Below are 13,711 nucleotides of genomic sequence, written 5' to 3'. Positions count from 1 at the left end.
GAATGTTAAATGTCGCTCAACGCTAGCTATGGCGCGTCCTAGATCAAGATATAGGACGTCAAGGAAAACGACTTAGGACATACTGATGTCATCAGATAAACGAGGAAGGATGTAAATATGTTGGCGGTGCCTTTGCCATTTGTTGTGTCATTAATGTTGTGTGTTTTGGCGGGAAGTCTGTGGCTACAACGACGCCGCTCGACCCCCTTAGCCTGTTGGTTTTTGTTGATGTGTGCCGCAACGACCGCGGTTGTTGGATTACGTTGGACATTGGATTGGGCCGTGTTTCGGACAATGCAGCCGATATTTGCCAGCATTATTCCTGTCGCAGCGTGGTGGATATTTGCGAAAGCGTCGAGTAGTCGCAAACCTTCGTGGCGGCATGCGGTAGTGCCTATTGCGGTGACAGTCGGTTCCTTGACCTATCCGCTATGGCTACCGCCATTAGACGTCATTATTACAGGGCAATACGTCGCCTATGGTGTGATGTTGTGGTGTGCTGCTAATGATGCTGAACATCCGCCAGAAAATGTTCGACTCAGTGATTGGCAATGGGCAATCCAGTCGAAGCGTGTGGCAGGTGTTATGTTGCTGTTTTCGGCCTTGATCGATGGCGCTATGACGGTTGATTTTATGCTGACAGATGGCAAACATGCGCTCTGGATACTATCGCTTGGCCATGGATTAATGTTGCCGATTTTAGCGCTTGCGGTCATGTGCATCAGCGTGAGTATGGCCGATGATAGCGCCATAGAGCGCACCGACTCTTCGAGCGCGGACGTCTTGTCAGAAGCGATTTCACTGCCTGAGGGCTCCCTTGCTGAGCAACAAGAGGTCATGGCGCGAACTGAGTCTGTATTGCGCGAGCAGATGTTGTATTTGGACCCCAATCTAACGTTAGCAAGATTGGCCCGTAAAGCGGGGATACCTGCTCGACAAATATCCACAGCAGTGAATAAGCTGACGCAGCAAAACATTTCTCAGTGGGTTAATCAGTTTCGTATCGAGCATGCGAAAACCTTGCTAAAGCAAACAGACGATCCGATTACTCAGATCTACATGGACTCGGGTTTTCAAACCAAGTCCAACTTCCATCGTGAGTTTTCACGTATTACCGGTATGACGCCGTCTGCCTATCGTACACAATCAAAGGTTAATGATTAATCAATCTGTGATTGAGGTTTGCGGCTGAGAAAAGGCCACTTTAATCGACTCAAATACACGCCCATTAACGTCGTTGCGACGCCGATTAGCTGTAAATGAGTCAGTGCTTCATCGAACAGAAAGTAGCCTTCAATGGCGGCCAACGGTGGTACCAGCAGCATCAGCGTCGACACCTGCGAGGCTTTGACTTTACGCAGTAGCCAGACCAACAAAAACACTCCGCCACATGACAAAATCAATACGCCCCAGCCTATTAATGCGTAGGACTCCCAACTTTGCACAAACAGGCTTTCTTGCAACGTCATCATAAAGCCAAAGGCGACCACGGCTGCGGCAAGATTCTGAATCGCCATTGAGGCCAAAATGTCAGAACCTGAAATCGACATTTTTTGATAAATTGAACCGAAAGCCAGACACAAAACCCCCGCGACACCGAGTAAGGCTAACCAAGGGCTAAAGGTGGCTTCTTGAACACCCAAGTTCAGCGAAGGGCTGATGACCAGCAGCAATCCGGCAATGGCGATAAACATTCCGATGACGCCAAGTAGACTGGTTTTTTCTTTGATCAGTAGAAACGCCAAGAGTGTGACAAGAATAGGCTGTATGGAACCAATCAATGCCATCACCCCAGCGGGGAGGCCTTGTGCTAAGGCAATGTAAGCAAAGCTAAGGTAAAAACTATTGAGCAGTACCCCGGCAAAGATATGCTTCGGCCATTCTCTCTTGGGAGGGAAGGCGCGCTTAAGCGCAAGTGCAAGCACGACAAAGATCGTGCCTGCTAGCGCAAAGCGAATGGTCAAATACACATTTGGGTCGATTAAGCCAACAATGAACTTTCCGGTGATAAACCCCGTCGACCAAATGAGAACCAACAAAATGTAGATAATGAGCATCCGTGCACCTATAAGGCAATGGTGTTTGACAGTTTAGCTGGAAACTAACATGAATACTCGTTCAATAAAACGAAACTTCTTAGAGAGCCAACAGTCCACTCATCAGGTCGCAAAACAGACTCCCTATGAAAGGTGAGAAGTGGTAGCATTTGCGTCCACGAAAAATAGCGTACGACAGCAAGAGACAGAGCCATGCCAACCTATACCGTATTACAACGAAATGATCAGATGCGAGCAGAACAAGACGCCGATGTTATTTATCAGCTAGGCTTGTGTGGCTATGTGGAAATTGGCTTTCAAGACGCTGATACAGCGGAACAAGCGGTAAACGAATATCTAGCTAACAATGAGCTGCAGGATAATTACAAAAGGCCATTAGGCCTACGTTGGTTGATGTGGGTGGGTGGAGGCGCCGCATTTTGTTGGTTCACTTACTTGATCTTCTTCTTATTGCCACTAGCGTTTCAAGACTAAGCGTTAGACGGTCTTGAATACACTTGAGCAATTGCGTCGTGGCGAGTTAGCGGGCGCGACACGGCTAACATTGAAGGAAGATCTGACGGAATTTCCGCAGGAGATTTTTTCGCTGGCCGACACTTTGGAAGTGTTGGACTTGTCGGGTAATCAATTGACGAGTCTGCCCGATGATTTGTCACGCCTGTATCGGTTAAGCATCTTATTTGCCTCGAATAATCCATTCAAGCAGTTGCCCGATGTATTAGGGACAATGCCCAAGTTAGAGATGATTGGTTTCAAGTCGTGTAAGATTGAAATACTTTCTGAATACTGCCTTCCCAAGCAAACACGTTGGTTAATCCTAACGGACAATCAGATTAAAGCGTTGCCTGAAAGCATCGGCCAACTTAGTCGGTTAGAAAAATTAGCGTTAGCGGGTAACCAACTGACCGCGTTGCCGGATTCCTTTTCAAATCTGACGAATCTTGGGCTGCTTCGCATTGCCGCTAACCAGTTGGCGGCCTTTCCTGATGTGCTATTCGCATTACCTAAGCTTGCGTGGTTAGCATTCTCGGGTAATCCATTTTGCGCCACATGTGATGAACATCTGGATTTTAAACAAGTGCATACAAACGATTTTGTATTGCACGAAGTGCTGGGGCAAGGTGCTTCTGGGGTAATTTCACGCGCTTCGTGGCTTAAACCAATGTACGGTTTTGACAAGCACGTTGCGATAAAAGTATACAAAGGTGAAGTGACCAGCGATGGCTATCCACAAGATGAATTGGATGCTTGCTTAACAGTAGGGGAGCATGAACACCTTGTAAAACCACTGGCCCATGTTCATGAGCCAGACTGCGCAGCGCTTGTTATGGAGCTTATTCCAGCGGACTATTACAACTTGGGGCAGCCCCCTAGCTTGACGTCATGCACGCGCGACACGTTCACCCAAGGACAATCCTTTAGTAGGCAGCAGGCGCTATACATCATCTCGCAAATGCAGACCTTGGTGGATCATTTTGAAGCACGACAAGTGAGCCATGGTGATTTATATGCCCACAATGTATTGATTAATCAAGACCATCATATTTTACTTGGGGATTTCGGCGCCGCATCCAAATACCACCACCTAACGCCAGCACAACAATACGGAATTCGCCGTATCGAACGTCGTGCATTGCAGTATTTTGAAGAGGACGTGCTGGGGCTAGTGCGCTAGCCCCAGTAACAGACACCTTGATTTATTTGGCTTTTAAAAAGTCAGCCACATTCAAAATGATCATTTCATTATCATCTGCGCGGCCTTGTTCACGTCCTACTGAGAATGGGAAGTTATTGTCATTCGCGACGATGATATGGTTTTCGTCGATGCGGTCCACATCTTCAATAGTGACAAATGGGAAGGTAAAGGTACCGTCCATAGTGCCTCGTGGCGCGATAGCATCAGGATCCTGGATATCCATTAAATCAATGTATGCAATCTTACGCAGCACGCCATTGTCATCGGTATCATTCAAATCAACTAAGTAAATACGTTTGAATTGAGCTGGTTTTTTCGACCAACCTTCTCGTGGATCACCACTACCACCGTCTCGCTCAATAATCAGCGCTCTATGTTCGTCTATCATATTAAAATCACCAATCGCATGGTGACTCTCGTTTAATGGATAAAAGCGAACGGTGTCTTGCCATGTTTTACTGTCTACATCAAATGACAGTAGGCGTAAAACAGGAGTGCCATTAATGTTTTCAGGCTGTCCTGTTTTAGCATCATAGATCGGTTTTTCGAGCAGAGGGTAAAGGGTTTTACCATCGGCTGAAATAGCCATGCCTTCATACCCGCCGGAGCGCATGCTCATTAGTTCAGGGGCTTTAGTGCCGGGATTAGATAAGGATTTAAATGCGTTGTCTGGCGAAGCATATTGCACACCCTCTATTTCGGTCGCTATAACATCTTGTACCACGCCTTGTTTATCAACATGGATTAACCAAGGGCCGAATTCATCGCCAATCCAGTAGCCATCAGTGACGGGTTGGATGGACTCAAGGTCAAAATCTGCGCCGGTTAAATAACGTTCGGGGCTGGTTTCATCAATGATTGGAAACGGAACTTTACGGTTAGGATCGGTTAAAAAGGTTGTTTCTTGGGGCATTACGCGGCCTGACTCCCAGTCTACTTTGACTTTGTGGAACATCAGTAAGGCATCTGCTGAGTTACTTTTGGTGCCAAAACCATTATCTGTCAGAACTAGGTAATGATCGCGGTCGATCACTCTAATCCCAGAAAAGCCTTGTAACGGTTGCCCTGGAAATGGTCGAGACAGACCCGTGTGCTCATCGCTAATGGCGTACGGTTGCTCAACGCGGTGACTGTCTGGGCCTGTAAATCGGCCAGAATAATTAAAATAGCTTGAAGCTGAGTCAGGTGGAAGTACAAACGTGGCAGCAGGCAACTGTGCATGCTCCTTTAATACCGCTGAGAACTTTGTCACGTTATCAGTATCGGCGGCTAGAGTAACACTGGACATTCCTATCATTGAGATCAAACAAGCTGAACGTAGCATAAAGTCTCCTATGACTTACTGTGCAAATGATGAGCCTGTTTGATCATAAGTAATAGTTATTTAGGTTTGATGACGGCAGCCTTATTAATGATTTTAAAAGCGTCAATGCAAAGAAGAAGCATCAATGAGTATTGGTGTAATAACACGGTATTCGACGTATCGGATGCCGTGCATTGCAGTATTTTGAAGAGGAAATGCTAGCGCTGGTAAATGGCTGTGGTTTGTTGCTCATTGGTGTGGTGGTAAAAATCCACGGCCTGTTGCAGTGATAATGGATGACTTAAGTAATACCCTTGAAGGTAACGCGCTCCTAGGTTGTTTAAGGTATCCATTTCGGCTTGGGTTTCAACACCCTCACCAAGTACCAAGCAATTGGTCTCATTGGCGAAGCCAATCAATGCAGCGGATAAAGCGCGTCGACCGAGATCTTGGTTTACGTTACAAATTAAACTGCGATCGAGTTTAATTATATCTGCAGACAGTTCTAATATATGTTGGAAACTGGCATAACCAGCACCGGCATCGTCGACGGCTAAGCGTAGACCACGTTCACGAAAGGGCTTTAGATCATTGCGGAACTGGTTGTAATCGTCGATCGGCTCTCGTTCAGTTACTTCTAACACAATACGATGTAAGGGTTGATCTTTAAGCAACTCTTTAAGCTTTGGTGAGCCCACGAATTTAGGCGATATATTCAGCGTTATAAAGCAATCGTCGGGTATTTTATCGAGAGACGCTAACGCAATGTCAATGGCATACAGTTCAAGCAGCTCGCCAAACCCAGCTTGTGATGCTCTATTGAACCAGTAGTCTGGCGTGCGATAAGGCTCGATATTGAATCTCGTTAAACATTCAAAACCAACTGTCTTTTTTTGTTGGTAATCGTAGATAGGTTGAAAAACAGACGATAAGGCACCACTGCGTATCATCGATGAGACTTCTTTTCGTATCTGCTTATGCATTCTTTTACGCTGTAAATCTTTTTCGAGATTACGTGCCGCAAAAGAAGAAAAGAGCGTCAATATGGATAAATCACGTTCAGAGAGTGTTTCGTCTGGTTGCTCGTTGAAGCAGCACAGCGTGCCGTAACAAGAGCCATCACTTAGGAGAATGGGCACACCGATGTAACTGCCAATAGTGAGTTGTTTAGTGATGGGCATTTCGGCGGTGATGGAATTTTCTCGGGTATTAGGGATCAAAGATGGCAATTTATTATCGGCAATCAATTTACAATAGGTTACTTCTTCACAGTCTTTTTGCCCTGCTGCGATATTGATCTGACAACCTTCACGTTTATTGATTTGAGTAATCTCTCGAAAGCCGTTCTTAAACCGCGAAAGAAAGGCCACATCCATATTCAAATGATGCCGGATGGACTCTACCAGTAAATTGATGTCTCTATGTATGATTTCTGAACTAAGATTCTCAAGGTCTGATGGTGCAGAGAGAATACTTAAAATAGTAGAGAATGCATGCTCTGAAAACTGTGTGTTCGCTATTTTTTGCATACGTTGCATTCTCCTTAATAGGTAGTCTTGTACGATGTATGAAATGAATTTAGTATCAAAATATTCATAAAATCAAACTGTTATATAAGATCGCCACTAGGCGAGCCGTTACGCAAGTAAGTTGTGTTTAAGATTTAAAGGTAATGCATTGGCTCTTTAATGAATGGCTCAGTTGCGCAAGTTGTTGACTGGTTTGAGCAACTTGGGCTGCACCTTCGTTTGATGTTTTACCGATATGAACAATCTGATTAACGCTGCTATTTATCTCATTGGCAACGAGTGTCTGCTCTTCCGCCGCACTGGCTATTTGTATATTAACATCGGTCATGTTGCTTACATTACTTGCGACAACATCCAGCGCTTCACACACTGTTCGAGCTTGGCTCATTGTTTCTTCAGCATGCTGAGCATTGATTGTCATAGCATTAACCGCTTTTTCGCTGCTACTTTGTAGTACTTTAATAATATCATCAATTTGTAATGTTGATTCTTGAGTTCTTGCAGCAAGTGTTCTGACTTCATCTGCGACGACAGCAAAACCTCTACCTTGTTCGCCTGCACGCGCCGCTTCGATTGCCGCATTTAGTGCCAATAAGTTGGTTTGCTCTGAGATGTCACTGATTACGTTAAGAATGTTAGCAATGCGCTGACTGTCGTTGCTTAGCTGATTAATGATATCGGCGGATTGCTTAATCTCATTGTTCAAGCCTTGAAGGTGTTGCTCTGTATGCTCTAACTTATCACGACCTATTGCTGTGGCTTCATCTGCTTTTTTAGCCGACTCGGCTGCTTGCGCCGCATTACTTGCAATGTCGTTGACGGTAGCCGTCATTTGATTCATTGCTGTCGCCAGCTGTTCACTTTCGACTAGCTGCTGATGCATATTCTGTTGAGTTTGATCGCTAATGACGCCTAGATGTTTGGCTGATTCATCCACATCATTTGTCGCTCCTTTGATTTCCTTTATAACGGTATCAAACGCCTCCATAAGGCCATTGAAATTATGACTGATTTGAGCAACTTCGTCTTTACCTTGAACGGGCACTCGGATACTAAGGTCTTTTGTGTCTGCTACATTCCGTATGATGCGGTTTAGGTTCAGTATGGGTTGTACCAGTTTTCTTGAAAAAACAATCCCTATTAAGACCGCGAGTAAGCTGAAAATAGTCAGTGTGATCAGGGCGCTTATAATAATACTGTGAGTGAGATCGGTTATTGTGGCAAAGGCTTCTTCGGTGTCAATTTCACTTAATAATACCCATTTTAAACCTTTGAACTGAACTGGTGTAAAAGCAGAAATTACAGGCACATTGCGATAGTCGTTGATAATGTTATATCCGGTTTGTCCTGACAAACCTAAACGAACACTTTCAGTGTTAATCGCTTGTAAGCCAATATTACTGTTACGTTTTACGATGGCATTTACTACATCATTACTTGTGTCACCATTGCGTAGTGCTTGGCTAAAACCGTCCGCGTCTTCAATGAGAAATCGACTTACAGTGATCGCTTTGGATTTTTGATTGACCAAATACGTTTCGCCGGATTCCCCTAAACCAGACAGCTGCCAGTTATGATTACTGGTCATAATGTTGTTAATGCCGTCAATTGGCATTTGGAAGATTAATATACCCACACGTTGCCCTTTGTCGAAGATAGGACTAGCGATAAATGAAGCATAGCTGTTATAAGATGGGAGATAAGCCTGAAATTGTGTGATTGCGGACTCTCCTTGATCAAGAGACATCGCCGCTTGATAAGCTTGCGCTAATCCAGAGTTTTTGTAAGGTCCATCTTTCAATGACGTCGCAAAATCGGCTTCTTTATAGACACTGTAAACAACATCACTTGTTTCTGCGGAGACGACAAAAATGTCATAGAAGCCAAAGTGTTCTAAGAAATTACGAAAGTAGGGGTGGTAAGTGCTATGTGCTTGATCGTAATCTGTTTTTTGATCTGTAGCGTCTAGTAAATGCTTTGATCCAAGAGGGTGCTTATTAGCACTGATGTACTGTTGTTGAAGGGCAAGAGCCGAATCACTTAGCGACGTATACAAAGGGTCTAGGGATAGACTTTCGCCTGGGTTATTGTATTTGAAAGTTGTTAAAAAGGATTGTTGATAATAATTTTTAACCGCTTTAAATTGCGAGTCTCTTGATACATTGGTCTGCGAAGAATAGTTTTTATAAGCTTGAGTGAACGCCCGTGTAGCTTCAATGATTAAAGGGCTACTCGATTCAGAAAGCAGCTGATCATTAATGGTATTTAGATAGTCTTCAAGGCTCGATTTTTTGGCTTCGCGAATAGCAATGAGTCGGTCTGCCGCCGCTTGCTCTAGTGCGACCGTCGCATCTTTTTTCATTTGCATTACTAGCACTGTCGTTAGTAAAGCAAGAGATATGATGGTTGTAATGACTAGAATAAGGATTGTTTTTAGCTTGATGGACATAATACATGTCTCCATCGGTAGTGGACATGTTCCCATCATAACGTTACTGATAAGGCTGAAATGTAACGTTTGTTAGAGTGCGTTAAGTATTTTTGTGAATGCCTAAACAAATGACCTTGAATCTGATAACGATCATATTGACTTAAAGCGACTGGTGGCGACGTTAGTCATAAGTGGTGTCATTGTGCTTCAACCAACCGTGAGGATGACGACCACGTGGATCACGATGCGTCCAGTGCATTACACCCCCTTTGTTGTTCCATTCGTATTCACCGTAAAATTCAACAGTATCGCCTCTGCGCAAATTTGGAATACGTGGTGCGAGATCAATGTTGTGCGCTACCAGTAGTGTTTGCCCGCTGTCTAGCTTTAAAATAAAGCGCTGATGCTGAGAGCCTTTGGTGTCGTCTTTTAATACGTTAATGACGGTCCCACTGCCCCGAATTTGCAGGTCACTTTGCTGAGCTTGGTACGCTTGCTGCAAGCGTACATCATCTGCATAACTGTGAAATGGCCACAGGCAGAGTAACATAAAGAGAAAGGGAGCGAGTGTTTTCATGATTGGGTTGACTTGATGAATATAGATAGCCCAATAGTAGTAGATAATCACTCTAGTGAGGAAGCAAAATTCACTAGAGTGAGGTAGTGTTATTAGCCCATACGATAGAACTCAGGGAAGATGGCGTTATCAGTAGGGTGTTCACCAGGTTGAACACGGACTTCGTCAGCATTAACACTTGGGTCTGTTCCTGGACGTGGGTCCCAAATCGCATCGTCACCAAGCCAGCGAGTGGACAGTGCGAAGCGATCTTGATCGGAAGATGAGTTGCCCTGTGCGCCGTGTAATGTCCATGCGGAAAAAATCAACGCATCGCCAGGTTCAAGGTCGAAACCAATCACATCAAAGCTGTCGCGGTCGGCCTCAATATCAGGACATGGAACGCCTTCTCCTTTGCCTGTCCAGCCAGCATTGGCGCCAGATGTGCCAAACGCTTCAGGCAAATAGAACACCCTATCATTATGAGAGCCGCGCACGAATTCTAGTGCACTGCCTTTTACTGTGACAGGGGTTAATGCTAGCCAAATCGATGCGATTTGACGGCCTCTGAATGGCCAATATGGAACGTCCTGATGCCATGGTGTCGGTGCGGAAGTGTTGGCTTTTTTGATCAGTAAGTGATCAAAATAAAAACGCGAGGATTTACTTTGCATCGCTTGAGCTGCTAAACGCGCGCAGCCGGATTCTTTAGCGTAGCGATAGATCAGTTCATTTGTGCGCCATAAGTAGCGATCGGTGAACATACGACCTTGCTGGCTATCTTTGTCTGAGTCGTTGTCATTACACAATTGGCTAGGGTGATCCAGTTGGTGTTGACCAAATTCAGTCAATTGCTGAATCCATTTGGTGTCAACAGCGTTGCGTACGCATACGACACCGTCTTGATGATACTGGTCTATTTCTGCTGAGGTTAACTGGCGTTCGGTCATCGCGTTCTCCATTTTTTTTATTGTTGACCAAAATATAGCCTAGGCTTTAGTATCAGATAACCTGATTAAGTAAATATGTAGTATGGAAAATTTTGATAGTTCTTCGTTGAGTTTGAAAAATCTTAAAACGCTTAAGTTAATTTACGAGCTAGGTTCAATCACGGCGGCAGCAACAGCGTTGCAACAAAATCAGCCAACCGTTAGTTATACGTTAGAGCAGATGCGCGTGGCATTTTCGGATCCATTGTTTGTTCGTTCAGGGCGTGGCATGGCACCGACTAACCGCTGTCATGAGATTATGCCTACCATCGATGAGTTGCTGCGAGGCATGACGCGTCTATTTCAACCAACCGAGTTCGTCCCTAGTCAAGCCGATTTAGACATCAGTATCAGCTGTAATATTTACGAACTTCAGGTCATTATGCCGCCACTTGTTGAGCGACTTAGAGCACTCGCGCCGAATATTCATCTGCTGTTTGGTCAATCGAATGTGAATGGGCATAAGCAATTGCAGCAAGGCCTATGTGACATATTGCTGTCACCTGTGGAGCACGATTATGAGTCGCTGTATAAACGTTCATTATATAAGGAGCGTTATGTGTGCTTAGTGCCTTCAGGCCATGTTTTAGCTGGCAGGCCAATTAGCTTAGAAGATTATTTGAATGCGAAGCATATTGAGATTACTTACGAAGGGGGCTGGAAACCGCTTTATTTGAATCGACCTGAGCTACAAGGCGAAGAGCTTAATATTGCGCTGCGCTTGCCTTGCGCATCGAATTTTATACCGCATATGGCAGGCAACGACTTAATCGTCACTTTACCAGAGCGCTTGGCGTATTTGATCAAAGGCTCGATGCTGGTTCAGGATTGCCCATTTGAGTGTGCATTTACCTTAAACTTGTACTGGAACAAATTGACGCACCTGTCGCAGGCGCATCAATGGTTACGGCAAAACATCACCTCGATTTGCGCTGAGGAGCTTCAAGTAGGCTCTAAGTAGTTGAGGCGACATCGGAAGCCATGAAGTCAGTCATATGGGTTAGCCAACATACTTAAGCAAAATGCTGATGGCGCACACTATGAGTACGGCAAATGTCATAATCATACCGCTTTGACGAAAGATTAGCGTTTCTTTATGCTGACTCACACCGTAGGCATGGAGTAAGCGGCCAAGACACAGCGCGGCACCAAAAATATGTACCAGCACAGGCGCGCCATTCATGCTTTCATACATCCACACTAGCAGTAATGCCAACGGGATGTACTCACCAAAGTTGGCCTGTACGCGAACAGCGCGAGTTAACAGCGTTTGCTCACCATCGCCAATACCGACTTGATATTTCATACGTAGCTTAATGACACGTGCACTGAGGAACACATAAAGGAAGGCGAGCAATGCTGCATAAATAGGAGTGATCATAAGGACGTCCTTGAGTCATAGGTAGAAGGTTAGAGTACGCTTGTCATGCTTGAGTGCAAGGTTAAAGTTCGAGAAAGTAAAACATAAAAAAACCGGAATCAGTTATCTGAATCCGGTTTTTAGAGGCGTTTTCGCTGCTCCGTTAGTTACGGATCAAGTAGTCGAATGCGCCGAGAGCAGCGGTTGCACCGGCACCCATGGAGATGATGATTTGTTTGTACGGTACGTTGGTAACGTCACCGGCAGCAAACACACCGTCCATTGAGGTACGGCCGTGTTGGTCGATAACGATTTCGCCACGCTCCGTTAATTCAATTGCGTCTTTCAGGAATTCGCTGTTCGGTACTAGACCGATTTGCACGAAGATTCCGGCTAGCTCTACTGTGTGTGATTCATCGGTAGTGCGATCGGTGTAGGTCAGACCATTTACACGCTCACCATCGCCCAATACTTCTGTGGTCATTGCATTTTTGATGATGGTGACGTTTGGCAGTGACTTCGCTTTTTTCACCAATACGTCATCGGCACGTAGTGTGTCGCTGAACTCCAATACCGTTACGTGCTCAACGAGACCTGCTAGGTCAATCGCTGCTTCGATACCTGAGTTACCGCCACCAATAACCGCGGTTTTCTTACCTTTAAACAATGGACCATCACAGTGAGGGCAATATGCAACGCCTTTGCCTTTGTACTCTTGTTCACCGGGTACGTTCATCTCTCTCCAGCGTGCACCCGTTGCTAGAATAATGGTTTTACTTTTTAGTACAGCGCCGTTTTCAAGCGTTACTTCCACCAGTTCTTTTTTCTCAATGCGGGCGGCACGTTGCGTTTTCATAATGTCCACATCGTAATCCAGTACGTGTTGCTCTAGATTTGCGACCATTTTCGGGCCGTCAGTGGCTTTTACCGAAATAAAGTTTTCGATCGCCATAGTATCGGCGACTTGGCCACCAAAGCGCTCGGCAACAATACCCGTGCGAATGCCTTTACGAGCCGCGTAGATCGCTGCGGCTGCGCCAGCTGGGCCACCACCAACGATAAGCACATCGTATGGGTCTTTTTCAGATAACGCAGCGGCTTGCTTGTCGCTCGCTCCGGTATCGACTTTGTTTAGGATCTCGTCCAGTGTCATACGGCCTTGACCGAAATGTTCACCGTTAACGTATAGAGAAGGTACCGCCATGACATTGCGTTGTTCGACTTCGTCTGGGAACACACCACCGTCGATCATGGTAGCGGTCACTTTCGGGTTTAATACGGCCATTAAGTTAATAGCTTGAACCACGTCAGGGCAGTTGTGACATGACAATGAGATGTAGACTTCAAAGTTCAGCTCAGTGTCTAAATTCTTAATTTGCTCAAGCGTTTCTTGTGCCGCTTTAGATGGGTGGCCACCTGCTTGCAGCAGCGCCAACACAAGTGATGTGAACTCGTGTCCCATTGGAATGCCGGCAAAGTTTACGCGAGCTTGTTCGCCTTTAGGGCCAACTGACATTTGTGGTGCGCGGCCTTGAGGATTTTCATTCACCGACAGCGTGATTTTATCGCTGTTCAATGCTTGTATTTCAGTAGCGAGCTCTAACAACTCGTTTGATTTATCGCTGTTATTAACGGACACAGTAATCTCAATCGGATTAACGATGTTTTGAAGGTAAGTGCCCAACTGTTGTTTCATATTTGCGTCTAACATAATGTTTTAATCCGTATCGTTGAGATTGACTGATGCAGTGTGCCTATAAATTTCGGGCGAGAGAGGTCAGCACCTGTCT

Annotated in this window: 12 protein-coding genes; 4 read left to right on the top strand and 8 right to left on the bottom strand. The window is 45.3% G+C overall.

Annotation, left to right across the window (positions count from 1 at the left end; genetic code table 11):
• Nucleotides 1-117: 117 nt before the first annotated feature.
• Entirely contained in the window at nt 118-1,164 is a 1,047-nt protein-coding gene (locus AYW76_RS02900; protein WP_067215513.1) for a helix-turn-helix domain-containing protein, read from the top strand.
• Here the strand turns inward: AYW76_RS02900 and AYW76_RS02895 are convergent.
• A complete protein-coding gene (locus AYW76_RS02895; RefSeq protein WP_067215510.1) occupies nt 1,161-2,057 on the bottom strand; it encodes a DMT family transporter in 897 nt (298 codons plus the stop codon). The genes AYW76_RS02900 and AYW76_RS02895 overlap by 4 nt on opposite strands.
• Nucleotides 2,058-2,249: 192 nt before the next feature.
• On the opposite strand from AYW76_RS02895, the gene AYW76_RS02890 reads away from it, so the two are divergent.
• On the top strand, nt 2,250-2,531 hold the full coding sequence (locus AYW76_RS02890; protein WP_067215507.1) for a hypothetical protein: 282 nt from the start codon (nt 2,250-2,252) through the stop codon (nt 2,529-2,531).
• A gap of 13 nt (nt 2,532-2,544) precedes the next feature.
• Nucleotides 2,545-3,732, top strand: coding sequence for a leucine-rich repeat-containing protein kinase family protein (locus AYW76_RS02885; RefSeq protein WP_067215504.1), 1,188 nt, complete (start codon nt 2,545-2,547; stop codon nt 3,730-3,732).
• 22 nt (nt 3,733-3,754) lie between these two features.
• On the opposite strand, the gene AYW76_RS02880 is transcribed toward AYW76_RS02885, so the two are convergent.
• From AYW76_RS02880 to AYW76_RS02860, 5 genes are all read right to left on the bottom strand, one after another.
• A complete protein-coding gene (locus AYW76_RS02880; RefSeq protein ID WP_067215501.1) occupies nt 3,755-5,077 on the bottom strand; it encodes an esterase-like activity of phytase family protein in 1,323 nt (440 codons plus the stop codon).
• Nucleotides 5,078-5,274: 197 nt separating this feature from the next.
• Nucleotides 5,275-6,585, bottom strand: a complete 1,311-nt coding sequence (locus tag AYW76_RS02875; RefSeq protein WP_197467750.1) for a sensor domain-containing phosphodiesterase — start codon at nt 6,583-6,585, stop codon at nt 5,275-5,277.
• Nucleotides 6,586-6,712: 127 nt separating this feature from the next.
• Nucleotides 6,713-9,034: a methyl-accepting chemotaxis protein gene (locus AYW76_RS02870; protein WP_067215499.1), complete on the bottom strand. Its 2,322-nt coding sequence runs from the start codon at nt 9,032-9,034 to the stop codon at nt 6,713-6,715.
• Nucleotides 9,035-9,197: 163 nt separating this feature from the next.
• On the bottom strand, nt 9,198-9,593 hold the full coding sequence (locus tag AYW76_RS02865; protein ID WP_067216066.1) for a DUF3465 domain-containing protein: 396 nt from the start codon (nt 9,591-9,593) through the stop codon (nt 9,198-9,200).
• 92 nt (nt 9,594-9,685) lie between these two features.
• Entirely contained in the window at nt 9,686-10,522 is an 837-nt protein-coding gene (locus tag AYW76_RS02860) for a phytanoyl-CoA dioxygenase family protein (protein WP_067215496.1), read from the bottom strand.
• A gap of 82 nt (nt 10,523-10,604) precedes the next feature.
• Here AYW76_RS02860 and AYW76_RS02855 point away from each other — a divergent pair, with 82 nt between their 5' ends.
• Complete coding sequence (locus AYW76_RS02855) at nt 10,605-11,522, top strand: LysR family transcriptional regulator (protein WP_067215493.1); 918 nt, start codon at nt 10,605-10,607, stop codon at nt 11,520-11,522.
• Between the two features lie 39 nt (nt 11,523-11,561).
• Here the strand turns inward: AYW76_RS02855 and AYW76_RS02850 are convergent, their stop codons facing one another.
• The gene (locus AYW76_RS02850) at nt 11,562-11,942 is read right to left on the bottom strand and encodes an MAPEG family protein (protein ID WP_067215491.1); all 381 of its coding nucleotides are present in this window, start codon (nt 11,940-11,942) and stop codon (nt 11,562-11,564) included.
• A gap of 142 nt (nt 11,943-12,084) precedes the next feature.
• Nucleotides 12,085-13,632 carry an alkyl hydroperoxide reductase subunit F gene (gene ahpF, locus AYW76_RS02845; RefSeq protein ID WP_067215488.1) on the bottom strand — a complete coding sequence of 516 codons (1,548 nt, stop codon included), beginning with the start codon at nt 13,630-13,632 and terminating at the stop codon, nt 12,085-12,087.
• Nucleotides 13,633-13,711 lie beyond the last annotated feature (79 nt).

Source organism: Marinomonas gallaica (assembly GCF_001639745.1).
GTDB lineage: Bacteria > Pseudomonadota > Gammaproteobacteria > Pseudomonadales > Marinomonadaceae > Marinomonas > Marinomonas gallaica.
This window is presented reverse-complemented; position numbering and strand designations above follow the sequence as displayed.

Coding starts and splice junctions, on each gene's coding strand:
- AYW76_RS02900 (WP_067215513.1), top strand. CDS start 118: ATGTTGGCGGTGCCTTTGCCATTTGTTGTGTCATTAATGTTGTGTGTT.
- AYW76_RS02895 (WP_067215510.1), bottom strand. CDS start 2,057: ATGCTCATTATCTACATTTTGTTGGTTCTCATTTGGTCGACGGGGTTT.
- AYW76_RS02890 (WP_067215507.1), top strand. CDS start 2,250: ATGCCAACCTATACCGTATTACAACGAAATGATCAGATGCGAGCAGAA.
- AYW76_RS02880 (WP_067215501.1), bottom strand. CDS start 5,077: ATGCTACGTTCAGCTTGTTTGATCTCAATGATAGGAATGTCCAGTGTT.
- AYW76_RS02875 (WP_197467750.1), bottom strand. CDS start 6,585: ATGCAAAAAATAGCGAACACACAGTTTTCAGAGCATGCATTCTCTACT.
- AYW76_RS02870 (WP_067215499.1), bottom strand. CDS start 9,034: ATGTCCATCAAGCTAAAAACAATCCTTATTCTAGTCATTACAACCATC.
- AYW76_RS02865 (WP_067216066.1), bottom strand. CDS start 9,593: ATGAAAACACTCGCTCCCTTTCTCTTTATGTTACTCTGCCTGTGGCCA.
- AYW76_RS02860 (WP_067215496.1), bottom strand. CDS start 10,522: ATGACCGAACGCCAGTTAACCTCAGCAGAAATAGACCAGTATCATCAA.
- AYW76_RS02855 (WP_067215493.1), top strand. CDS start 10,605: ATGGAAAATTTTGATAGTTCTTCGTTGAGTTTGAAAAATCTTAAAACG.
- AYW76_RS02850 (WP_067215491.1), bottom strand. CDS start 11,942: ATGATCACTCCTATTTATGCAGCATTGCTCGCCTTCCTTTATGTGTTC.
- ahpF (WP_067215488.1), bottom strand. CDS start 13,632: ATGTTAGACGCAAATATGAAACAACAGTTGGGCACTTACCTTCAAAAC.